The sequence below is a fragment of the Antrihabitans stalagmiti genome (assembly GCF_016482825.1).
GTDB classification, from domain to species: domain Bacteria; phylum Actinomycetota; class Actinomycetes; order Mycobacteriales; family Mycobacteriaceae; genus Antrihabitans; species Antrihabitans stalagmiti.
The window spans coordinates 407,159-430,122 of the sequence record NZ_JAEMNV010000005.1 but is presented as its reverse complement, the minus strand read 5'-3'; the positions used below and the strand labels follow the sequence as shown (position 1 = coordinate 430,122).

The following is a 22,964-nucleotide window of genomic DNA, read 5'->3' as shown; positions in this document are numbered from 1 at the left end:
TGTCAGTGCGAGAAGCTGATCGACGGCAATACCTTCCGTAGCCAAGCCGGTGACCACCATGCGGCGTGTCCGGTCAGCCGGAGCAGGACCGGCAGCAGAATCAACCTGATCAGGAATGCATCGAGTAGGACGGCGACGCCGAGGATGATGCCCATCTCCTTCGGTGGGAGTGGATCGGAGAGTGCGAAGGTGAAGAACACCGCGACCATAACCGCGGCTGCGGCGAAGATGACGCGCCCCGAATGGGCGAGCCCATCGACCTGGGCGGTTTTCGGGTCTCCGGTTTTCTCGTAGTGTTCTTTCGCGGTGGCGAGGAGGAACACGGTGTAGTCCATCGCGATGGCGAAGATCATGGCGAAAAAGAACACCGGTCCCCAGCCGTCGAGGAAGCCCTGTGGGGTGAAACCGAGCAGCGACGCGCCGTGTCCGTCCTGGAAGATCAGTTTCGCGACGCCGAACGCGGCGGCGGTGGAGAGCAGGCTGACGGCGGTGCCGAGGATCGCGATCAACGGTGCCTGCAACGCGACGAGGAGCAGGAGGAAGCCGAGGACGAGGATGATGCCGATCACCAGCGGTAGGTAGTCGTTCAGGGCTTGCTGCAGATCCAGGTTTTCTGCCGGTGCGCCGCCGACGAGCGCGGATTCCGGAAGCTGTGCGCGGAGGTCGCCGAGGATCGTGTCCATGGTCTCGTCGGACGGATCCACGGCGGGAAGTGCCTGCAGCAGGGCGTAGTTCGAACCGTCTGCAGCTGGTTGCGGTGGGGTGACCATAGAAACGCCATCGATGTTGCTTGCGGCTGTGGCGGTCGCGGCGGCGTCCGAAGACGGAACGATGATCTGCAGTGCCCCGGGTGCGCCGTCACCGAACTGAGCCTGGACCAGCTCGTAGCCCTGGCGGACGGGTGCATCCTCGGGGACGACCGCGATCGAGGGCATGGCGACCTTGAGTCCGAGAACGGGGAGGGCCAGGGCGATGAGGACGCCGACGGATATGACGGCGAACGGCCAGGGGTGCTTGTGGAGCAGTTCGCCCCAGGCGGCGAATTTGGGGGAGCGATGCTGCTGGCGTTTGGCGTAGGGCAGGGATGCGGCGTTGACCTTGGTGCCGAGTGCCCCCAGCGTGGCCGGGAGCAACGTCATCGTGGCGATCAGGACGAAGGTGACGGCCAGCATGATGCCCACGGCCATCGTGCGTACTGCTGGTGCGGGAACAAGGAGGACGGCCGAGAGGCTGACCAGCACAGTGAGTCCGGAGAGCAGGACGGCTTTGCCTGCGGTGTCCATAGTTTCGGTGACCGCGGAACGTGGGTCGGCGTTGCGCAATGCGTCCCGGAAGCGGGAGACGATAAACAGGGCGTAGTCGATGCCGAGGGCGAGGGCGAACATCATCGCGAAGTTCATCGCCCACACCGAGATCGGTGTGACCTGATTGAGCAGTACGAGGCCGCCTGCAGATGCGACGAGCCCGGCGACAGTGAGCAACAGCGGCAGGCCGGCAGCGACGAGTGAGCCGAATGCGAGCACCATGATCGCCAGAGTGAGTGGCCAGGAGAACAGTTCGGCTTGGATCATCGCGTCGTGGTTGGCTTTGTTGAAATCGGACCACAGTGCCGACGAGCCGGTGGGGTAGACCTCGATACCATCGCTGGACAATGCGGTCAGCTCGGCTTTGACGTCGTCGACGGCTTTGACCATGTCGTCGGTGCTCGCGTTAGCACCCGCGATGAGGATTCCGGTGTGCCCGTCTGGGCTGATCGTCATCCCTGGCGCCGGCTCAACGATGTCGCCGAATCGGGCATCCGCGTCGAACACAGCGGCAACCTCGGTGAGTGTCTGCTGCATGGCGGGGTCGTCGATCGAGGCGGTGTCGGAGTGAACGACGACCTGCACTGCTGCCGAGGAGTTCCCGCCGAAGTGCTGCTGTGCGAGCTCGCGGACCTGGACCGACTCCGAACCGTTGGCCTGCCATCCCGCACCAGCGAGTGAGGTGAACACCGAGGGTGCAGCTGATCCGAGGGCAACGAGGGCGATCAGCCACACCCCGAACACCCATCGGCGGCGGGTGACCATCGCGCCGACAAGCCGTCCGAGGATGCCGGGCGCAGAGACATGGCGGTCTGGGTCGCGGCCGGTAGCTGGAACGGTGTCGGGCAGGGCCATGACTCCTCCTTATACGGGTGGGGGTATTCGGTTGGACCGACTCGGCGAAGCGGATGATGACGTGCGATTGAAGGGCGAAACTAGCGTCGAAACAACGAGCGAAAAACGCTGTTCCTCTCGGGCGCAGCAGTATCGAGCGAGCAAGAACACTGCTGAGACTGAGGAACTTTGCTCATGAAGTCGTTCACGTGTCGACCGCAACCGGTCCAGGTGGTCTTACTGCAGCGCGAACAGATCACGGGATGACACACGGTCAGTCCTCTCTGGGCGGGATCCACTCCACTGTTGCATATACCGAGGGGGGTATGCAAGTACCCCCCAGGGTATGTTGAGCTGCTCGGATAGCATCTGAATAACATGACGTCCAAGCAGGACTGGCGGGCGGTGCAACGATCGACGACGTAAACGTCACTGACGTCTCACCAGGAGGAAGGCCGACCAAACCGAGCCGGGCAGAATACTTTTGCGAATACGACCGCTCGCTAACGCTCCCCCTTTAGGGCCATGGAGGGGGAGCTTTATCGATTGGCGAGCCTTGGACAACGAACCGCGCACGGCCGTTTGGGTACACGATAAGCACCTCCGCGGGCACGCCCTGCAAGCAATATCCGGATGGGTCGTCCGTTTCGCGCGGAACGCCGGCTGGCAAAGGTGTTCCGTCGGAGTGATCGCGCTTGGCGCGTAGACGGTCCGGAATATTCAGCGCCCGGCGGATCGAGACGCTGGGCGGTATCCAGGACACTGGGCTATTGGTTTCACGACAGTTCGCCGCAGTTGTCGAGGAAGCGGCGGATTTCGGGGATTACGGCGTCGGCGAGATCGTCTGCTGTCCGTAGCGCGTCGAACGACACGTTCTGTGCGAGTGTCGCATTCGGGATTGTGGCGCTCACGCGTTCGGTGACCTCGACCGGATGGCGCTCGTCAGCGCCGGGGACGATGAGCACCGGAGCCTCGATCGCGCTGAGCTCGTCAAGCGTGCGGAACGAGCGGTCACGCCCAATGGCGGCAGCGGCGGCGACGCTCCCCGGGTCGGCGCGCGGTATCGCAGAGCGCACCAGGTTCCCGATCAGTGGTTGCAGGTGAGGAAGGAACAACTCCCACGCCGCCTCGATGCCCTCCGCTCGCACCCGGTCGGCGAAACGGTCCATCAACGCGGTTTCGGCTATTTTCGCTTCGTCGTCCTCGATATCCTCGGCACTGATCACCACGATCGAACGAACTCGTGCAGGGAAGGCCAGACCGACGCGCAAGGCGATGGTGCCGCCCAAGCCGGTCCCGCCGACCACCGCATCCGGCACGTCGAGATGGTCGAGTAGGGCGATCACGTCGTCGGCATAGCGACTCCACGTATGCAGATCCGGATCCTGGCACACCGAGCGGCCGTATCCCCGCACATCCGGGACTACAACCGTGAAACGGTCCGCGAGACGATTCGCCATCGGCAGCAAGCTGTGATGATCCGGGCCACCGCCGTGTAGCAGGACGACGACGGGACCGTCGCCATCTGCTGCGGCGAACAGAAGGGTCCCGTCGCCGCCGCGGTAGTTGATTTCACGCATCGCTATTGCCGTCGGCTGCGAATAGCGGCACCCAGTCCTAGTGCTGCACCGAGGGCTCCGAGTGCCAGTCCGCCGGCGCCGAGCCCTCGGGCGAGGGTGTCGGTCGTACTACCTTCGGCGGCGGCACTGGATGTTTCATCGCCGTGCGCATGGGCGTCCGAGCCCTCGGTGAGGGTGAGTACCGGTGCCGGAAATTCCGGCTCCTCGCCGCGGTCAGGCGTCGGCTGGTCCCAATTGACTACCTTTCCGTCGCTGTAGGTCTGCGCGGCGGTGAACGAAACTTCATTCTCCTCCGGCAGGGGGCTGGCCGACAGGACGAACCGCCGGAATTGGCCGGGGCCGACACCTGCACCGGGGTCGGCGGTCCATGTCACCGAGGTCACGAGCTGGGACGAGTCCTTCTCCACGGCCGCGGTCCATCCGGGTAGCGGCTCCGTGCGCGCGGATTTGAAGCCTGGAAGTTGGATCGACAGTTTGGTTGTGTTGGCGGTATCGGATTCGGTCGACACTTTGAAGGTGAGCACGGTCGAAGCGCCTTGCCTGGCGCCTGGTGACTCGACTGTGAGGTGTGCCGATGCAGTGCCGGCGGAGAGTGCGAGGGCCGTGGTAACGGCACCTACGGTGATGAAAGCCCGGGTGATCGAATGCGGCATGTGGTGTTCCTTATTCTGAGGCCGGGTGGGTTTCGAGACGATTTGTCTGGTGGGAGCAAAACGTTTGTCCGCATCGCCTGTGATCTGTGACGGGCCGGAAGGTGCGCGAGCTTGTCAAACCGGTGTTGGGCTCATTCCAGCGAGGTGACAGGCATTTTTGTGGTGCGGGGATCTAGGCTGCCGGTCCGCTCGAGCAGATGCAGTGCGGACACGCATCCCAATCCGACTACGGTCAGCGCGATCCAGATCAATGCGTCGAGTCCTGCGTCGTGAACCACTCCGAATACCGCACCGGTACCAAGGTTGCCCGCGAGGATGCCGATTCCCACGATCGTGTTGTAGAAGCCGTAGTGGGTGGCCACGATTCTGCCGCCGGCCAGGGCGACCACGGTGTCCATTTCGAAAGGGAAGACCGCCGCGGTGCCGACCGCGAGAAGTGCGGCGGTCAGTAGCAAGGCGGTCGCACCCGCCCAACTGCCGAACACGTCGTTGGTCGGCACGACAACCAGCGGGACGAATGCCACCGATAGCGCGGCCATGCCGATAACCAGGCTCCGGCCCGAGCCCCACCGTGCAGCGAACCAGGCGGTGATGCGGAGTTGGCCGGCGATCGCCACCAACCCGGAGATGACGAAGACCGACGTGACCAAGGTGGTTGCGGACATACCGCCTCCGGCAATGACGTCGGCCTGCAACGGCAAGGCCAAGTAGACCTGGAAGGAGAGCACGTAGGAACCGATCATCGCCAGTGAGAACAGCACGAACGGTCGATTGGACATGACTGTGCGCCAGTCTTCGCGGACCGTTGGACGATCCGTCTCGGTCTCGGCTTCATGGGCTGGGAGCGCCCAGATCTGGACCACGGTGAGGATGCCGAATACTGCCGCAGCGACAAGGGCGGTCACCCGAAAGTCGAACGCGGTCAGCGCAAGTCCCACCAGTGGGCCCAGCAGGATTCCTGCTTGATAGAACACGTTGAACACGGCGAAGGCTTCGACCCGCCGGGGACCAGCGTCCGCGGCGAGGTAAGCGCGAACCGCGGGGTTGAACAAGGCACCCGCGAAACCGGTGGCAGCAGAGGCCACCAGGATCGCGGGCAGCGAGTCGACTCCTGCCAACAGGACGAAACCGGCCGTGCGTAACAGGCATCCGGCAATGATCAGAGGTTTGTATCCGAGGCGGTCGGCGAGGGTGCCGCCGAGCAGGAACATGCCCTGTTGGGAGAAGTTCCGGATTCCGAGGACCAGTCCGACTGTCCAGGCCGCCAGCCCGAGCGGTCCCGCGAGGTAACCCGCCAGGAACGGCATCAGCATGTAGAAGCCCATGTTGATGGAGAACTGATTGACCATCAGCACTTGACTGGGCCGGTCGAAGCTGCGGAATTGAGTGATCAGTTTGGTCATGCTCGGTGCTCACCTGGATTCACCACAGTGGCGCATCGAGTCCACTGCTGCACGATATGGTCGGTGGGATGGTCGATCGTGACCGGTTCGGTAGGGGGAGCGGTGTCGAGCAGCCCGCGTTCGCGGCAGAAGTCGTCGTTGTAGATGGTGTCGAAATATCGTTGGGGACCGTCGGGGAAGACGGCAGCGATCTTGGTGCCGGCACCGCTGGTGCGGGCAATCCAGCCCGCTACCAACGCGACGGCACCCACACTCCAGCCTCCGCTCGCGTGATATTCAGCGGTCAATGTTCGGCATGACCAGACTGCTTCTTGTGGTGCGATCCAATGAATTTCGTCGAAGGCGGGATAGTCGATGTTGCCGGGGAAGATGCTCGACCCCAGACCACGCATGATGCGTGTGTCCGCGGGTTGACCGAAGATGGTCGATCCGATCGTGTCGACGCCGACCAATTTCAGATCGGGAAAATGTCGGCGCAGGACTCGCGCGACTCCCGCCGAGTGGCCCCCGGTCCCGACCGAGCAGACGAGCACGTCGATACGGCCGAGTTGGGCAATCAGCTCTACCGCCAGCGACTGGTAGGCATCGACATTGTCAGGGTTTGCGTACTGGTCGGGACTCCAGGAGCCGGAATTGGCGTCGAGTAGTTCACGGACTTTGTCCAGGCGGGCTTGTTGCCAGCCGCCGGTGGGGTGTGGCTCGGTGACGAGCTCGACCTTCGCGCCGTAGGCGGCGAGCATCCGATGCACGATCGGTTCCATTCCGGGATCGGTGACCAGGGTGACCGGGTGTTGGTGAACTGTGCCGGCGAGCGCGAGTCCGAGTCCGAGGGTTCCGCTGGTGGATTCGATGATCATCGCCCCGTCGGCAAGTTCGCCACGCGCTTTGGCGCGCTCGACCATGTGCAGCGCGGGGCGATCTTTCATCCCGCCGGGATTGCATCCCTCGAGTTTGGCCCAGAACCCTTTGCCGTCGTCGGCGAAGGGTTCCCCGACCCAGAGAACAGGCGTGTCACCGACCAGGGTGCCGGGACCCCGATCGCGTGCGCTATCGATGGCGGGCTTGTCGTGCGGAGCTGAGGTTGGTGAATCGGGTACGTCGGAATACGCAGTGTCCATGATGGTGATTCATCCCTGTACTAGTGGTCAGGTGAGATGGGCAGCAGTAGACGGACCACAGAGTCGAACTCGGTGGCCTGTCAGCTGGTGCTCAGCACCTGGCGATACAGAGGTCTTGCAATATCGCGCGCCCGCTACGAGCGGGGATGGGCGATCGTGGAGGTCCGCGAGCCGACACAACGAGGGACAGCACGGCGGCGACCAGCGTGGTGACCGCAGCGGCAATCACCGCCAGTGGTCGTAGCGGGTTGTCGGTGCGGACCCGTTGGAGGGCAGGCTGCAGTTCGTGAACGTCCCGGGCCGACCCGTCTTGTATGTGGGGGTGCGCACCTGAGTCTGGGGACGATTGATCCATCTCATCGGGAGTCGTCTGACTTGTCGCTGTCAGGTCGTGAGAGTGTGGCGGCAGCGACTTGTCATCGCTGAAAAGCGCACATTGAACGACGGTCAGGCCGAGCAAGCACAGGACCGCGGACACAGCGACGAGCACATGCAGACGCATGGGACGGACCGCGGTGACCTCCATAATGCTCCCCACCGTAACAGTGCGGAAACATGTATCCGGGCTGGTGCTGCGGCCGCAGGTGACGTGTCGTATGTCCCGTACGAATGCCTGAACCGAGTGGCTGGTGGCCAAAACCGGCAGATCAGAGGCTGTTCTCTGCCGTGTCGAGCGTGGTTCACGGCGCCCACGTTTTGAGACGCGGCGTAGCTAAAGGTGGGCTCCGTCACCCGAGATGTTGGCACACGGTTAGGACAGTAATGCCTGGCCGATCGGCGGTGTTAGGGCGCTCGGGGTCCAACGCCGCGCTAAGAAGACGATGCTGAACGTGAACCAATCTGGAAGGGTGCTCTCAGCCTTCGATACCGGTTTGCCGTTGGGATCTCACCCTGGGATGCGATGAGCTCGCCTCTTACTGCCTGCGTGCGCTCACCGCTGCCGGCCCCTTGACTCGGTGGCCGCAGTCTGTCGGCTGGTGGACGTCACTTTGGCGGGAATGCGCCCGCCCATACACCGGGAGTAGCCGCAGTATCGGCCCAAGGATTCGACATCACAGCAAGTCAGGAATCGATATCGGCGTCTGATATGCCGGCGTCGCGCTCGTCCAACCAGTCGACGGGATCGACCTTCTCGCCGGTGGGTGAGGCTACTTCGAAGTGGAGGTGGGGACCGGACGAGATTCCGCGGTTTCCGACGGTAGCAATTTGCTGTCCTGCGCGAACGCGTTGGCCGACCGCGACGCCATTGTTGTTGTTGTGTCCATAGGTAGTCACGGTGCCGTCGTCGTGGCGTATTCGCACCCAGAGCCCGAATCCCTGTGCAGGTCCTGCGCTGATAACTTTCCCGTCCGCAACCGCCACTATCGGAGTGCCTACGGAGTTGGCGATGTCGATGCCCTCGTGGTTGCGCCCGTCTCCGAAGGGTGAGGTGATCTCACCCGAGGTTGGCGCGACGAATTTTGCGGAGCCGGGCAGGGTGGGATTCGGGCGAGTGCGGTCTGGTCGGGTCCGTTGCGCCGGTTCCGATGTCGATTCGTCGGACGGGACGACGCGGCTCGCGCGAGGATCGGCCGTAAGTGGGGGAGTCGTGGCGTCGGAATCTGGCCCGTGTTCCAGCGATGGATCGTGTGGCGTCTTTGCGGCGGCAAGTGTCGACACCAGTTTGCCGACAGGGAGAGTTGTGAGCAGGCCAGTCAGCACGGTGGGGTCGACGTCGTTCACTGCGCCGATGCACGGCGTGATCGTGGCCAACGCGCCCGGTCTTTCGGTTGGCGTTGTGGATGGCGATGTGGTCACGTCGACCAGGCACGACGTGATTCGACCAGTTGGTCCGGCCAGTTCGTCGAGTGCGCCGCTGGAACCGATCGCGCGCAGAGATTCGATGAGGATGTCGGCCACTTCGCCACGCAGATGGGCCTCACGAGCCGGGCTGTCGCCGGGTGCGGCCGACACGGCCGGCGCAAATGCCACCAGTCCGCCGAGCATCCCGAGGCCGAGGACAGCCTGAACGGCCGATCTCGGTCGATGGCCGGTGGAGCCCTTGTGGGCCGGTGAGCGACGCATTCTAATTCCTCCTCGACCTACATGGACGTGACGCCCGGTAGATCAGCGTGAGTGCGTGGCCTCGAAGTCAAGCCGACACGCCGCTCACTATTGCACTTCTGCATCATCTGCACCAGGAAACTCGATAACAACTTGAAACACACCAACCCCAGCAGGTTACTCAGAACGTTCTGACACCCCGCGCGAATGCCGATTAACGTGTTCTGTGCGATCGGGTCGTGCATCAGAAACCACCCGGCGGCGATGGCGATCAGTCGTGTGGGCGATGCAACTGCGATCGGCGGTGTGTTGTCGCGTCGTCTGCCTCTCGGTGCCCGCATATCGGTAGCATCGTGGGTGTGAAAGCGTGCGGTGCGGCGGTGAAGGCGAGGCACCTGTTGCGCGTCGCCGCTGTTCTGGCGGTGCTGTTCGGCGTGCTGTTCATGCATTCGCTCCCACTTTCGCACCCCATACGTGCCAAAGTGGCGTCAGCGGAGCCGGTTGCCGACGGCCATGCACATTCCCACGACGTCTCCGCTGCCATCGCGTCCACTGGGGGCGTTCCTTCGCTGCAGTCGGGCCTGTGCACGGGTGACTGCTCGTGTCACAGTGGCATGCAACACCTGTGTTTGGCGGTTCTCACGATCGCGGCCGCACTGATTGTCGTGAAGTCGATGTCGCCCACCTCGACCTCCGATCACCACCATCACAGCGTGGCGTCCTGGTTTCGCACTCATTCGGGGCGTGCGCCGCCGTGGACTGTTCCGACTCTTGCGCAACTGTCGGTGTTGCGGGTGTGACAGGTGACCCACCGAGTGGGTCACCTACCCAGGCGCGTCGCTGCGCCTGCCTCACCCTTTTCGCACACCGATAGTTAGAGGAGTTCTCTGATGCGTTCCACCACGATCAAAATCGCCGCTTCCGCCACCGTGGCAGCGGCAGCGCTTGTCCTGGCCGGCTGTAGTGATGACAGCGACGGCAACCACGATATGGGCCAGATGTCGAACAGCGCCGCAATGGGCACCTCGGCCCCCTCCGCCACCGCGGAAGCCTCGGCCGAATTCAACGACGCCGATGTGACGTTCACGCAAATGATGTACCCCCACCACGCGCAGGCCGTAGAGATGGCCAAACTGGTGGACGGTCGCACCAGCAATCCCCAGGTGATCGAGCTGGCGGATTCCATCGAAGGCGCCCAGGCCCCGGAGATGGAGCAGATGACGCGCATGCTCGCGGCGTGGGGTAAACCCGCACCGTCGGACATGGGCGGTACGAACCACGGCGGCGGTATGAGCGGGATGATGCCCCCGGGGCAGATGGCCGATCTCGCGGCAAAGACCGGCGAAGAATTCGACACGGCGTGGTTGACGATGATGATCGACCATCACAACGGTGCCATCGAAATGGCGCGGACCGAGCTCGCGGACGGCAAGAACGGCGAAGCGAAAGCGTTGGCCGGCAACATCATTGCTGCTCAAGAAGCTGAAATCGCCACGATGAACGGGCTGCTGCAGAAATAACCCCGTCGAGGGGGCGGGAACCAGCACTGCGGTTCCCGCCCCGCCGACGCCGCGTCGCCCAAAGCTTCATTTCGCGTTGACCGGGAGAACCATGTGCACCCACCGATCCCGCAGAATTCTCACCCTCCTCACAATCGCGGTACTCGTCGTCATCGGAGCCGCCTGCTCTCAGGACTCGACGAGCCCTTCGAGCAGCGCCGAATCTCCAAAGGACAGGCCCGCCCCGGCCGTCATCGTCCGACCGGATGACGGCGCCGCGGCGGTCAACCCGCTCGACCCTGTCGCAGTCGAAATAGACGGCGGCACTCTGCAATCGGTGACCATGACCAACGACGGGGGGAAAGTTGTCGAGGGCATTTTCACTCCCGATCGCGCGGCATGGAAGCCGGCAGTGCCGTTGGGGTACGGCAGGACGTACGAGATCGCGGTCTCTGCGGTGGACGCCGACGGGACTCGTTCGCAGCGAATGACCTCGTTTTCGACTGTGACGCCGGATAACCAGACCACACCGTCCCATGTCACCAGCGGCGGCAATCTCCTCGTCGATGGTGCGACCTACGGTGTCGGAATCGTGGTCGTCACCCATTTCGACGAACCGATCACCGACCGCGCCGCAGCCGAGAGACAACTGCGGGTCGACACGACACCGACTGTGGAGGGATCGTGGTACTGGGCCGATGCCCAGAACGTGCATTGGCGTCCGCAGAGCTACTACGCCCCCGGCACTACCGTCACGGTGCGGGCGGACGTGTACGGCGTCGATTTGGGTGAGGGTCTGTTCGGGCAGGAAGATGCGATGACCTCGTTCACCATCGGCGACGCACACATTTCCGTCGCCGACGACACCACCAAACAGGTGACCGTGACCAATAACGGTGAGGTCGTGCGCACCATGCCGACGTCGATGGGCATGGGCGGAACCGAGATCGTCAACGGGCAGACACTCTCGTTCTGGACCCAGCCCGGCATCTACACCGTCCTGGACAAAGCGAACCCGGTGATCATGGATTCCTCGACGTACGGTCTGCCAGTGAATTCCCGTCTCGGATACAAGGAAACGATCAACTACGCCACCCGCATCAGCAACGACGGGATTTACCTGCACGAACTTGCGGACACGATCTGGGCCCAGGGAAACACCAACGTCTCGCACGGGTGTCTGAACCTCAGCCCCGCCAACGCCCAATGGTTTTACGAGTTCTCCCGTCCCGGTGACGTCGTGGAAGTGCGCAACACCGGTGGAGCTCCGTTGCAACAGTGGCAGAACGGTGACTGGAGTGTGCCCTGGGGCCAATGGCAAGCCGGTAGTGCCCAGCGGTGATGGCGGAAGCTGATGCCGATATCGATTCACCGACCCGACACCGAGGTATTCCCTGTATGTCACACCATCGAATTGCTCGCGCCGCGGCGCTAACCTTCACGGCGGTCGTGCTGATCGTGTCCGGCTGCTCGTCGGCATCCGATCACGCTAGTGCGCCCAAAGTTCCACCGGTTCCGGCCGTGAAGGTGGTCGAGTTGAATCCTGAACTCGACCACCTGCATGGCCTCCACATCGGCGCCGCGGGAACCATAGTGGCAGGGACGCATTCCGGTCTCTTTGCGATCGATCCGTCCGGAGTGACCAGTCGAGTGGGCGGATCCGACGACGACTTCATGGGGTTGACCGGCGTCCCTGGTAGCGACCTGGTCTTCGCGTCGGGACATCCGGGGGAGTCCAGTTCGACACCCAACCCGTTGGGTCTGCGACACAGTGCGGACGGTGGGCAGACCTGGGTCGACAAGTCTTTGGTCGGGGACGTGGACTTTCACGCGCTCGTCACCGATGGTGTTGTTGTGGCCGGTTCGGACGGCACCACGATTCTGGTCTCCGCAGATGCCGGCACGACTTGGGCATCCGGTGCAGCGATGCGTGTCGCGTCGCTCGCGATCACGGAGTCGGGCGTGTGGGCGGTGACTGACGATGGCCTGCAACACAGCACTGATGGCGCTCGGTCGTTCTCCGTCGAACCCGACGCCCCCAGCCTGGTGATTCTTGCCGGCGCCGGCGATGCGCTGTGGGGAATCGACGTCGAGGGCAACGCGTGGCGCAGCCGCGAGGGACAGGACTGGCAGGTGCACTCCTACGTCGGCTCGGTCGAGGCGCTGACCGCCGCGAATTACGACACGGCGTACGCCGCGACGACGCGATCGCTCTACACGTTGGACTAGGCAGCATGATTGCGGCTGTCCGCGGGGTGATCCGCGGTTGCACCCTTCTCCTTGTACTAGCGGGGCTCGCCATCGGCACTGCCGGACCGGTGAATGCGCATCCGACGCTGCTGTTCACCGAGCCCGGCTCCGACAGTGCTGTCCCCGACTCGCCCGAGTCGATCACCGTGCTGTTCAACGAGGCGGTCACCGCGGGGCCGGCCGCACTTGTCGTTTTCGACATAAACGGCGACGAGGTGCCGATGGGCACGACGGTGACCCTCAGGGACGGTCGCTTCGTCACCGCCAGCCCCACCGGCACCCTGAATCCGGGCACATACACGGTGCGATGGCGGGTCACCGGCGCAGACGGAGACCTTCTCGAGCAGGACTTCCGCTTTGCCGTCGGGATTGCCCTCACCGGTGACAGAGCACAGCCCGACAACTCGGCCACGTCCTGGAGAGACGCCGTGCTGCGCTGGTTGCTGTTCACCGGAGTAGCCGTGTCGCTCGGTGGCCTGCTCGCGGCGCGATTCACCAGTTCTGCCCGTGCGGAGAATTCGGCGCTACCGACTGTGCGCTCCTGGACCGTGGCCGGAGCACTGATCGGACTTGCCGGTGTGGCAGGACTGGCTTTCGCGCTCGTCGTATATGCGGGCACCGTGGCAGCGTTATGGCAAGGCCGATCAGGTCTCGTGTTGATCGTCGAAGCAATCGGATTCGTGCTGGCAATCACTCTTACCTCGATCCGCGGTCGGACCTGGCCCGCTGCGGCGCTTCTCATCGTTGTTGCCGCGGAAGGAGTGCGCTCGCACGCCAACCTCGCCGCACCGGGCTGGGGGGCGGTCCTCACCGGTATCCATCTGGCTGCGGCGGCGATCTGGGTCGGTGCACTACTGCACACAGTCCGAGCCGTCGTCGCCTGGCGACATCAACGGGCTGCGGTGCGATGGGTACTGGCCGGATACATCGCATTGGCGATGTGGACCTTCGTCGTCGTGATCACGACCGGAGCAGTCACGGCGCTGCTACTGATCCCGATCGCGGACGTCGTCACCACCAGCTACGGCCGGGTGCTGCTGATCAAGCTCGGCCTCGTCGCAGTAGCCTCCGGGTTGGCATTTGTGGCCAGACTGGCTCTGCGGAGCGGGCAACGAACCGACAAGGCGCCCACGGTGCTTCGGGCCGAAAACATCGTGCTGGTTGTCGTGCTGGCGGCCAGTGCCGTACGGGTATCGACGCCGCCGCCTGTCGGTGGCAGCGCGCAAGAGTCGGCGCCTCCGCCGTCGTCTATCGGCGTCGTGCTACCTCTGGCAACGCTGGCCGGACAGGTCGGGGTCAGTGTCGCCGCCAGCGAAGAACAACTGGTGGTGCGACTGTCCACGCCGCGGCGCGGGGATTACTACGCGCCGGATCCGGACCAGCACTACGGGCTTGCAGCACGCCTGGACGGCGAACAGAGAGTCGGCGCCGAGCTCTCGTTCCGACAGTGCGGGCGAGGATGTTTCGTTGCGCCGGCCGACTGGCATGACGGCACCAACATCCTGACCCTGCGGGTCGAGGCAGACGGCTGGCACGGCGCCACCGTAAGCCTGCCCGTACCCTGGCCGGTCGAACCTGTCGGCGACGACCTTGCACGAGCCGTTGCGGCGACACGGGCCTCCGGTGATCTCACCGTCTACGAAACCGTCACCAGCGACGCCACCGCTGCAGCCCGCGACCCCGAGCAGCTGGACATTCCCGCGGCCTTCTTCCTCGCGCAGGAACCCTACGCGGACGGCACCGCTCCGCTTGCCGTCCGTCTTCCGAACGACGCCAGACCCGTTCGTCTGGCGCTCGGCTACCCCGCTGCTGGGATGAATGTCTTACTGACGCTCGACGAATCAGGCAGGATCAGCGAGGAAATATTCACCGACGCCAAACATCTCGTCACCCGCCGATTCGTGTATCCCTGACGGGGATGACAGATCCGGCGCTGAAGTCGCGTAGCTAGGACCGGGAGGAGGCGCGCAGTCGCACCGGTTGCCTCTTTGACCTTCGCCTGCGCTTCGGGGCTGCCCGCAACAGCTGCAATCGACCACGCATCGGCCGATGTGGTCTTCGAGCCGGGCCATGGCCACCGATTGCAGCGGTTTGGTCATCGCAGAAAACCTGCGTGAGTGTTCATTATTGGGGTTTCCAGCTATCGACAGTGCGTTGTTCGGCAGCACGAATACGTGCGAATCGGTCGGCGGTGATCGCCCACAATTCATGATCTGTTCGTCGTCCACCGACGTCGAGGTAGCCGCTCATCGTGCCTTCGTATATCAGCCCGATGCGGGTGACCAGTCTTTTGGCTGCGACATTGGTGATACTGATCGGCGCCGAGATGCGATGCAATCCGAGTTCGGCGAAGCCGTGCTCGAGTATCAATGTGGCTGCGGTGATCCCGATGCCTGACCGTCCAAGCGCTGAATCCACCCAGATCCCAACCTCGGCGGTCCCGTTGTGCATGTCGATCCATTCGAAGTTGCACTGGCCAGCAAATCGTCCACCCACTTCGATCACCATGGGCAGTGCGTGGCCTGCCGTTGTGACGGCTCGGCTGTGCAGACATTCGCGAATCCACACCGTCTCGGTGTGGCGCTGCTCCCAACACGTATCCGACGACGTCCAGAACGGTTCGATGACGGCCTGATTTCGTAGCCGCGACTGGCGCCATGCGGGGGCATCCGAGATGCGGGGACACCGCAGAGTGACCGTGCTATCGGTGGGACTGGTTCCTGTGATCGTGAGTTTGCGGCGTTTCGGCTGCCAGGCGGTGAAGCGGTCGCGGACGCGTCCGGCGTAGAACCTGGCAACTGTTTCTGTTATCGACTTTTTGTGCATGGGGAGACCTCCGAGGTCGTCCGCCCGGTCCGGATCACGACCCTTCGAGGTCTCCGATGGGCCCGGGACAGATCCGTTCAGCTCGTACCGACCGGCGACGGTGCAAACAACGCTGTGCACATCAGTGACAAAGGTGTTGATGCACAGTCGGAGTGACACCGCCTGTAGCCATGGTCAGATGCTGAGCATTGGCTGGTGCGGTCGGCAAATGTTGGTGTCCGCTCCTCACCGGGCGTAGCCGAGAAACATCATGCGGCAGTACACCTGATGAAAGAACGTCAGGACTTCAGTGCAGTGCGAGCGGCCAACGCCTCGAATTGTCGACGCTGGCGGCGGGCCTACCCATCACACTCTCAACACCGATAGCTGTTCGAGACTCAACGTGGTCTGCGGTCGAGTGGAGCCCTTCCATATGATCGACTGCCGCTGCACCCGGTCGGGCCAGCGAGCCCACGCAGTCTGATCGAGCAGCATGCGGGCACCGGCGAGCGCAACTACGACCGTCATCACGACGAGCGAACTATGCATACCCGAGTGCACTGGACACGGGCTGCCGCACTCGGCTTCATCCGAAAATGGATTGTCCACCGCTGCTGGGTAGAACAGCGCAGGACTGTCGCTCGCGGTATGAATGGTATTCGGGGGGTGTCCCTCCGCGGAGTGTTCGACCGAGATCGAGTGCATCAGCAGAATGCCAACCAGCACTGTCACGACCACACTCGCTCGCGCCGCGTGCAGCATCCTCGCCCGCATCAGCGCACTCACCCCTCCAACGATACTTCAAGGACCTGCAAGCCGCGGCGCGACAAGCGAGCTAGCGCCGACGACACAAACGGTGATCAGATCGGCGCTGTAGGTGTCTTCAGCGCGATCAAGTTGGCGACGGCCGAGATCGCGGACGGTTTCCAATCCCGATGCGAAGCAGATGGCTCGCACGATCATCGAAACGCAGCAGCAGGAGATCGACGTAATGCGACAGCTACTCGGCTGACCTGATCCGCTTCAGAGGAGAAGGCCGCACCCTCTGTTTGGGGGTGCGGCCTTCTCCTGCGACGTTCAGCTAGTTGATACGGGGTCCCGGCTGCCGTCGCCCAGAGCGCCCGTGCTGGCATCCGGCGTGAGGTCGAGTCGACGCAACAACTGGGCGTTGGCTGCGACGATGATCGTCGACAGCGACATCAGGATGGCACCGACGGACATGGGGAGCACGAACCCGACCGGCGCAAGCACTCCTGCTGCGAGGGGAACGGAGATGAGGTTGTATCCCGCTGCCCACCAGAGGTTTTGCTTCATCTTCCGGTAGGACGCTCGCGAGAGTTCGATCACCGACAGGACCGATCGCGGGTCGTCGCTGGCCAGGATCACTCCGGCCGATGCGATGGCGACGTCGGTCCCTGCGCCGATCGCGATGCCGACGTCGGCTTGGGCGAGTGCGGGTGCGTCGTTGACTCCGTCCCCGACCATCGCCACGGTTCGGCCTTCCTGTTGCAGGTCAGCGACGCTGTGCGACTTGTCTTCCGGTTTGACCCCGGCGAAGTAGCGGTCCACACCGAGTTCGGTGGCAACGGACTTTGCGACGGCGTCGGCGTCACCGGTGATCATCACTACCGTGATTCCGCGGTCGTGGAGCGCGTCGATCGCAGCACGAGACTCCGCGCGGATCTCGTCGGCCAGCCCGAGCGCGCCGATCACCACACCGTCCGCGAGGACGTGCAGGATGATCGCTCCGTCGCGGCGCCAACGGTCTGCGATCGGGAGCTCGGTCGCGTGTTCCTGTTCGAGGAGGGCGGGCCCGCCGACCTGGATTCGCGTTCCGTTGACGTCGACCGACACCCCGATGGCTGGGGACGATCGAAAGTCGGTGGCGGCGGGGACTGTCAGGTTCCGGAGCTGTGCTGCGGTGACGATAGCGCGTGCAAGTGGGTGCTCGGAATCTGTTTCCGCTGCTGCGGCGAGAGCGAGGACTTCGTCGGGAGTGCGATTGCCGGTCACCTCGACAGCGGTGACGGTCGGTTCGCCCTTGGTCAGGGTGCCGGTCTTGTCGAAGAGCACGGTGTCCACGGTCCGCATGGTTTCGAGCGCAAGACGGTCCTTCACGAGGACCCCACCTCGGGCCGCTCGTTCGGTGGCGATGGAGACCACCAGCGGGATGGCAAGGCCGAGTGCGTGCGGGCAGGCGATGACCAGCACCGTGATCGTGCGGATGACGGCGTCGTCACCCATCCCGAACTGGGTCCACACCACGGCCGTGATGACTGCTGCTCCGAGTGCGAACCAGAACAACCATCCTGCTGCGGTGTCGGCGATGCGCTGTGCGCGTGACGTCGAGTTCTGGGCGTCGGCGACCAACCGGCCGATGCCGGCGAGGGCGGTGTCCTGTCCAACTGCTGTGACTTGGACCCGGATGCCGGAGTCGGTTGCCACGGTCCCCGCGACGACCTGCTCGCCATCGCCGCGGCGGACGGTGCGGGATTCTCCGGTGATCATGGATTCGTCCATACTCGCCGAGCCTGCGACGATCGTGCCGTCGGCCGGGACCCGTCCTCCGGGACGAACGATGACGACGTCCCCGAGTTGCAGCTGGTCCGGAGCCACCGAAACGACGCCGTCACCCTCGACACGTTCGGCCGTATCGGGTAGCAGAGCGGCCAGTGAATCCAGGGCGGACGTGGTCTGCGCGAGCGAGCGCATCTCGACCCAGTGCCCGAGCAACATGATCACGATCAGCAACGCCAGTTCCCACCAGAAATCGAGCTGATGGTCGAGCACGCCGAGGCTGGCTCCCATCGACGCGACGAACGCGACTGTGATCGCCAATGCGATGAGAAGCATCATTCCCGGTGCACGCGAACGTATTTCACTGACCGCTCCGGTCAGAAACGGTGATCCGCCCCAGGCGAACATCACGGTGCCAAGTACGGGGGAGATCCATGCGATCCACGTCGCGTCGGGCAGCGAGTAGCCGACGAGCATCGCGAACATGTCGGAGGCGAATACCACCGGAACGGCGAGGGCGAACATGATCCAGAACAAGCGACGGAACATGGCGACGTGATCGCTGTGCCCCGCATGACCACCGTGGCCCGTGTGCTCCGACTGGTCGGATGGCGAAGGGATGTGCTCGGACCTGGCGTGGGCCGGATGCGCGGGTGAGGTGCCGGCGGTGTGCATTCCGGAGGCGGCTGCATCGTGATTGCTGTGTGGTATCGGACCTGGCGTATTCGCGTGTTTCGATCCGGCATCGCCGTGCGTGTGGTTGTTCATTCTGAACGTCCTTCCATCCATCGAGTTCGATGGCTACGCAGTACTGAGAATCTGCGAGGTCCGGTTCGGGGTGTCGTCATCGTTCCCTCGGGGTGTCGGTTGATTATCCGGTTGCAGTGGAACGGAATCGGCGCAAGCGCAGGCTGTTGCTCACTACGAACACCGACGAGAACGCCATCGCTGCACCGGCGAGCATCGGGTTGAGCAGGCCCGCGGCGGCGAGAGGGATGGCGGCCACGTTGTAGGCGAATGCCCAGAACAGGTTGACCTTGATCGTGCGCAGTGTCGCGCGTGACAACCGGATCGCGTCGGCGGCGGCGCGGAGGTCTCCGCGCACCAGGGTCAGGTCGCTGGCCTCGATGGCGACGTCGGTGCCGGTGCCCATCGCCAATCCGAGGTCGGCTTGGGCGAGGGCGGCGGCGTCGTTGACCCCGTCGCCGACCATCGCCACAACCTTGCCCTCGGCCTGCAACCGTTTCACGGTCTCGACCTTGTCCGCAGGCAAGACTTCGGCGATCACCTGGTCGATACCGACCTGGTCGGCGATCGTCGCGGCAGCGGCGGCGTTGTCGCCGGTGAGCATGATCGGCGTCAGACCCAGTGCCCGCAGCTGCGTAATCGCTTGCCTGGAGGTCGCTTTGACCGCGTCGGCAACCACCAGGACCGCGCGCGCCTTCCCGTCCCATCCGACCGCGACGGCGGTCTTGCCCTCAGATTCCGCGGCGCGCAGCGAGGTGTCGAGGTCGGCGGGCAGGTGCTGGGCCCAGTCGTCGAGCAGTCGTGTTCGACCGACGATCACGGCGTGTCCTTCGATGACGCCGTGGACACCGAGACCCTCGATGTTGGTGAAATCTTCCACGACAGGCAGGACACCGACCCGGTCACGCGCACCCGTGGCGATCGCTTGGGCGATGGGGTGCTCGGAATAGTCTTCGAGCGCACCCGCGAGCCGTAACACCTGGTCTCGATCTTCTCCGTCGGCGGTGACGACGTCGAGCAGTGTCATCTTGCCGGTGGTGATGGTGCCGGTTTTGTCGAGTACGACGGTGTCCACGCGACGGGTGGATTCGAGCACTTCGGGTCCCTTGATCAGAATCCCGAGCTGTGCGCCGCGTCCGGTGCCGACCATCAGTGCGGTCGGTGTCGCCAGGCCGAGTGCGCAGGGGCAGGCGATGATCAGCACCGCGACCGCTGCGGTGAACGCGGCGGCAATCGGACCGCCGGTGCCGATCCAGAACCCGAGTGTGGCCACCGAGAGTGTGATCACGATGGGAACGAAGATGCCGGAGATCCTGTCTGCCAGTCGCTGCGCCTGGGCTTTTCCTGTTTGCGCGTCTTCGACGAGCTTCGCCATCTGCGCGAGCTGGGTGTCGGTCCCGATCCGGTCGGCGCGCACCACGAGTCGGCCGCCGACGTTGACGGTCGCGCCGACCACCTGATCGCCCGAACCGACCTCGACCGGTACGGACTCACCGGTCAGCATCGACGCGTCGATAGCGGAGGAGCCCTCGGTGACGACACCGTCGGTGGCGATCTTCTCACCCGGCCGGACGACGAACTCGTCGCCGACTGCGAGCTGGTCAACACTGATCCGCTCCTCGACGCCGTTACGTAGCACCGAGACTTCTTTTGCACCGAGCTCCAGTAGGGCGCGCAACGCTGCACCCGCGCGCCGCTTGGAGCGCGCTTCGAAATAGCGGCCGGCAAGGATGAACGTGGTCACTCCGGCGGCGGCCTCGAGATAAATGTTTCCCGCGCCGTCGGTCCGCGAGATTGTCAGTTCGAACGGATGGGTCAGGCCGGCGATCCCGGCGGTGCCCCACAACAGTGCGTACAGCGACCAGCCCAGCGCGGCGAGGGTACCGATCGACACAAGAGTGTCCATCGTGGCCGTGCCGTGGCGCAGGTTGGTCCATGCTGCCTTGTGGAACGGCCATGCCCCCCAGACGACGACCGGCGCGGCCAGGGTCAACGACATCCACTGCCAGTTGGTGAACTGCAGCGCCGGGACCATGGCCATCGCGATCACGGGCGCGCTCAGCACCAGCGACACGAACAACCGCTGTCGCAATGACGCGGTCGGATCCGGTGCACTCGATTCCTCGGTTACGGAGTCAGGTGATGTCGATTTCGGGGCGGGCAGGTGTGCGGTGTAGCCGGTCTGCTCGACCGTGGCGATCAGCTCGTCGGGGGAGACACCGCCGTGGTAGGTGACGCGGGCCTTTTCGGTGGCATAGTTCACCGTCGCGGTCACGCCGTCGAGTTTGTTGAGTTTGCGCTCGATCCGATTGGCGCACGACGCGCAGGTCATCCCTCCGATCAGCAACTCGACCTGCTCGTCGGACTGTGTGGGTAACGCGGTGGTGGAATTCATGGCTGGTCCTTTCGCGGTGACGGTACGCGGTCAGTGGCCGTGACCGGCCATGGCCGGTTCGGGCGCCGGACTGCCCTCGGCCGAGAGCCCGGCGGCGCTGAGGGTGAATTCGGCGGTGCGCACCACCCCCGCGTGCTGGAAGTCCAAGAACAGGCGGTAGTCACCGACGCTGGGTGTGGTGGCGTAGAAATCGATGGTTGGACCAGCGGCTGTCACCCCGTCGCCCGGATGCCCGTCGGGATGCACGTGCAGGTAGGCGAGGTCGGCGCTGCGCAGGGCGACGAGATGGCCGTAGGCACCGAGATACGGCTGTAGATCGGTGACCGGTCGGCCGTCCTTGGTGACAGACAGGGTGAGTTTGGAGGCCTGTCCCGGAACCAGGTTGCCGTGCAGGGTGACGGTGTAGCCGTCGATCTCGATGGTGCCGGTCGCGGCCGGTAGCGGTTGCGGGTCGAAAGTGCCGGCGACGTGAAGGTCTGCGCCCAAGGTGAGACCTTCGCCGCCTTCGGGGGTGAAGTCGGCAAAGACGCGATAAGTTCCGGCGCGGGTGAGATCCAGTGGGACACTCCAAATTCCGGCCGGGTCGAGCACGGGGTGCACGTGCTGATAGCCGACCATGTCGCGACGCACGACGATGAGGTGTAGTTGTTTGCCGTGGCTCGCGGCGTATCGCGTCAGCGGTGTTCCGGCGGGGTCGACGATTCGGAATCGCAGCGACACGTCGGTCCCCGTGGGCGTCTGCGGTGTCTCGAGCTGCAACGTGTATCGGCTGTCGGTGACCATCAGTCCTCCAGGTGCTGAATCCGGGCTTGCCGCCTCGGCGGGCAGTTCCTCGGGGTGTGTGCCGGGGGTGTGTGCCGGGGCGGGGCTGTCGGTGGGACCGACGACCGCGCCGGTCCCGAGTGCGGCGGCGAAGATCACCGCGAGTCCGGCGGTGAAGCCGGCAATTTTCTGTGCCGTGTTCATGGTCGATGTGCTCCTGGTGGCCTCCCGGCCGAACCCGCTGAATCAAGTCCGGCCGGAAGGGGTCGTGGGGACCGACGATCAGTCGGCTAGTCGGAATCCGGCCTCGTGGACTGCGCCCTTGATGACGTCGCGGTCGACAGGTTCGGTGCTGTCGATCACGACCCGGCCGCTGGCGAGATCGACGTCCACGGACGTGACGCCGTCAATGGTGCCGACCTCCTCGCGTACCGAGGACACGCAGTGGCCGCAGGTCATTCCGACGACGGTGACGGTGGCTGTGCTCATAGGGAGTTCCTCTTCTCGGGGCGGTAGATCTCGCGGATCGCGGTGCTCGGGTTCATCGTTCGAACCCATTGCAATATTTACCATACCCCCCTAGGGTATGCAAGAGTTGGCAACCGAGCCCAGGGTCAGGAGGACGACATGTGCACCGTGTAGTCGACCGAATATGGTTCGCCACCTGCGAGGAGTGATCGAGCAGGAGACGGCGAGCCCGACCGGGCGGCGGTCACAGGTATGTCACCGTCCGTCCGGTCCTCCCATACCCCGTACACGTAAAGAACCTGACCTCATGGCCTCGAGCGGATCGATCACCGCCGAATTCGCGATGGCGGGTGCGGTCATCGCCGCCGCTGCAATGCATACATCGAAACCTGTGGAAACAGAGGTTGTGATTGCCATCGCCAGCCGCGTGACCGCCGGGGATCGAGGCCGGACCGAAGAGTCCGACCGCAATTCTTCCTTCGGGGAGGTGGACACCCTGGTGGCGGCTTCTGGGTCGTCGTCACGCATTTTGACGAAAGCTGCAGATCCCGCGGGCTGATGGGCTGCATTCTGCTGCAGTGTGTAT

20 protein-coding genes and 1 pseudogene are annotated in these 22,964 nt (G+C 64.1%); 7 read left to right on the top strand and 14 right to left on the bottom strand.

What is annotated here, in order from left to right:
• Positions 1 to 2 precede the first annotated feature (2 nt).
• The 8 genes from JGU71_RS18345 to JGU71_RS18320 all read right to left on the bottom strand — a co-directional run bounded on the left by JGU71_RS18345 (position 3) and on the right by JGU71_RS18320 (position 8,956).
• Complete coding sequence (locus tag JGU71_RS18345; RefSeq protein WP_199705700.1) at positions 3 to 2,159, bottom strand: MMPL family transporter; 2,157 nt, start codon at positions 2,157 to 2,159, stop codon at positions 3 to 5.
• Between the two features lie 80 nt (positions 2,160 to 2,239).
• The gene (locus JGU71_RS30720; protein WP_504739555.1) at positions 2,240 to 2,518 is read right to left on the bottom strand and encodes a DUF8730 family Cys-rich protein; all 279 of its coding nucleotides are present in this window, start codon (positions 2,516 to 2,518) and stop codon (positions 2,240 to 2,242) included.
• Positions 2,519 to 2,914: 396 nt separating this feature from the next.
• Positions 2,915 to 3,718: an alpha/beta fold hydrolase gene (locus JGU71_RS18340; RefSeq protein WP_233529571.1), complete on the bottom strand. Its 804-nt coding sequence runs from the start codon at positions 3,716 to 3,718 to the stop codon at positions 2,915 to 2,917.
• 2 nt (positions 3,719 to 3,720) lie between these two features.
• Positions 3,721 to 4,371, bottom strand: coding sequence for a YcnI family copper-binding membrane protein (locus JGU71_RS18335; RefSeq protein ID WP_199705699.1), 651 nt, complete (start codon positions 4,369 to 4,371; stop codon positions 3,721 to 3,723).
• Positions 4,372 to 4,502: 131 nt separating this feature from the next.
• Entirely contained in the window at positions 4,503 to 5,774 is a 1,272-nt protein-coding gene (locus JGU71_RS18330; protein WP_199705698.1) for an MFS transporter, read from the bottom strand.
• Positions 5,771 to 6,892 carry a PLP-dependent cysteine synthase family protein gene (locus tag JGU71_RS18325; RefSeq protein WP_199705697.1) on the bottom strand — a complete coding sequence of 374 codons (1,122 nt, stop codon included), beginning with the start codon at positions 6,890 to 6,892 and terminating at the stop codon, positions 5,771 to 5,773. The genes JGU71_RS18330 and JGU71_RS18325 overlap by 4 nt, the downstream gene beginning before the upstream one ends.
• 91 nt (positions 6,893 to 6,983) lie before the next feature.
• On the bottom strand, positions 6,984 to 7,394 hold the full coding sequence (gene lpqS / locus JGU71_RS30715) for a putative copper homeostasis (lipo)protein LpqS (RefSeq protein ID WP_504739554.1): 411 nt from the start codon (positions 7,392 to 7,394) through the stop codon (positions 6,984 to 6,986).
• Between the two features lie 560 nt (positions 7,395 to 7,954).
• On the bottom strand, positions 7,955 to 8,956 hold the full coding sequence (locus tag JGU71_RS18320; protein ID WP_199705696.1) for a M23 family metallopeptidase: 1,002 nt from the start codon (positions 8,954 to 8,956) through the stop codon (positions 7,955 to 7,957).
• Positions 8,957 to 9,288: 332 nt separating this feature from the next.
• Here JGU71_RS18320 and JGU71_RS18315 point away from each other — a divergent pair, with 332 nt between their 5' ends.
• The 5 genes from JGU71_RS18315 to JGU71_RS18295 all read left to right on the top strand — a co-directional run bounded on the left by JGU71_RS18315 (position 9,289) and on the right by JGU71_RS18295 (position 14,597).
• Entirely contained in the window at positions 9,289 to 9,735 is a 447-nt protein-coding gene (locus JGU71_RS18315; protein WP_199705695.1) for a DUF6153 family protein, read from the top strand.
• A gap of 90 nt (positions 9,736 to 9,825) precedes the next feature.
• Positions 9,826 to 10,455 (top strand): DUF305 domain-containing protein, encoded by a 630-nt coding sequence (locus JGU71_RS18310; protein ID WP_199705694.1) that lies wholly within the window; start codon positions 9,826 to 9,828, stop codon positions 10,453 to 10,455.
• A 91-nt stretch (positions 10,456 to 10,546) separates the two neighbouring features.
• Complete coding sequence (locus tag JGU71_RS18305) at positions 10,547 to 11,776, top strand: L,D-transpeptidase (RefSeq protein ID WP_199705693.1); 1,230 nt, start codon at positions 10,547 to 10,549, stop codon at positions 11,774 to 11,776.
• A 56-nt stretch (positions 11,777 to 11,832) separates the two neighbouring features.
• The gene (locus tag JGU71_RS18300; RefSeq protein ID WP_199705692.1) at positions 11,833 to 12,663 is read left to right on the top strand and encodes a F510_1955 family glycosylhydrolase; all 831 of its coding nucleotides are present in this window, start codon (positions 11,833 to 11,835) and stop codon (positions 12,661 to 12,663) included.
• A gap of 5 nt (positions 12,664 to 12,668) precedes the next feature.
• Positions 12,669 to 14,597 carry a copper resistance CopC/CopD family protein gene (locus JGU71_RS18295; RefSeq protein WP_199705691.1) on the top strand — a complete coding sequence of 643 codons (1,929 nt, stop codon included), beginning with the start codon at positions 12,669 to 12,671 and terminating at the stop codon, positions 14,595 to 14,597.
• Between the two features lie 211 nt (positions 14,598 to 14,808).
• Here the strand turns inward: JGU71_RS18295 and JGU71_RS18290 are convergent, their stop codons facing one another.
• Together JGU71_RS18290 and JGU71_RS29935 are read right to left on the bottom strand one after the other, a co-directional pair.
• Positions 14,809 to 15,510, bottom strand: coding sequence for a GNAT family N-acetyltransferase (locus JGU71_RS18290; RefSeq protein WP_199705690.1), 702 nt, complete (start codon positions 15,508 to 15,510; stop codon positions 14,809 to 14,811).
• 345 nt (positions 15,511 to 15,855) lie between these two features.
• The gene (locus tag JGU71_RS29935; protein WP_307829710.1) at positions 15,856 to 16,275 is read right to left on the bottom strand and encodes a DUF6153 family protein; all 420 of its coding nucleotides are present in this window, start codon (positions 16,273 to 16,275) and stop codon (positions 15,856 to 15,858) included.
• Positions 16,276 to 16,377: 102 nt separating this feature from the next.
• Between JGU71_RS29935 and JGU71_RS30600 the strand changes: the two are divergent.
• Positions 16,378 to 16,501 (top strand): annotated as a pseudogene (locus tag JGU71_RS30600) (DUF305 domain-containing protein); the annotation flags it as partial.
• A gap of 65 nt (positions 16,502 to 16,566) precedes the next feature.
• Here the strand turns inward: JGU71_RS30600 and JGU71_RS18280 are convergent.
• The 4 genes from JGU71_RS18280 to JGU71_RS18265 all read right to left on the bottom strand — a co-directional run bounded on the left by JGU71_RS18280 (position 16,567) and on the right by JGU71_RS18265 (position 22,399).
• Positions 16,567 to 18,774 (bottom strand): heavy metal translocating P-type ATPase, encoded by a 2,208-nt coding sequence (locus JGU71_RS18280; RefSeq protein ID WP_233529569.1) that lies wholly within the window; start codon positions 18,772 to 18,774, stop codon positions 16,567 to 16,569.
• Between the two features lie 103 nt (positions 18,775 to 18,877).
• Entirely contained in the window at positions 18,878 to 21,148 is a 2,271-nt protein-coding gene (locus JGU71_RS18275; RefSeq protein WP_199705689.1) for a heavy metal translocating P-type ATPase, read from the bottom strand.
• A gap of 30 nt (positions 21,149 to 21,178) precedes the next feature.
• A complete protein-coding gene (locus JGU71_RS18270; protein WP_199705688.1) occupies positions 21,179 to 22,114 on the bottom strand; it encodes a DUF8832 domain-containing protein in 936 nt (311 codons plus the stop codon).
• Positions 22,115 to 22,192: 78 nt separating this feature from the next.
• Positions 22,193 to 22,399: a heavy-metal-associated domain-containing protein gene (locus JGU71_RS18265; RefSeq protein ID WP_199705687.1), complete on the bottom strand. Its 207-nt coding sequence runs from the start codon at positions 22,397 to 22,399 to the stop codon at positions 22,193 to 22,195.
• Between the two features lie 286 nt (positions 22,400 to 22,685).
• Here JGU71_RS18265 and JGU71_RS18260 point away from each other — a divergent pair, with 286 nt between their 5' ends.
• Positions 22,686 to 22,937, top strand: a complete 252-nt coding sequence (locus JGU71_RS18260; RefSeq protein WP_199705686.1) for a hypothetical protein — start codon at positions 22,686 to 22,688, stop codon at positions 22,935 to 22,937.
• The last annotated feature ends 27 nt before the right edge of the window (positions 22,938 to 22,964 follow it).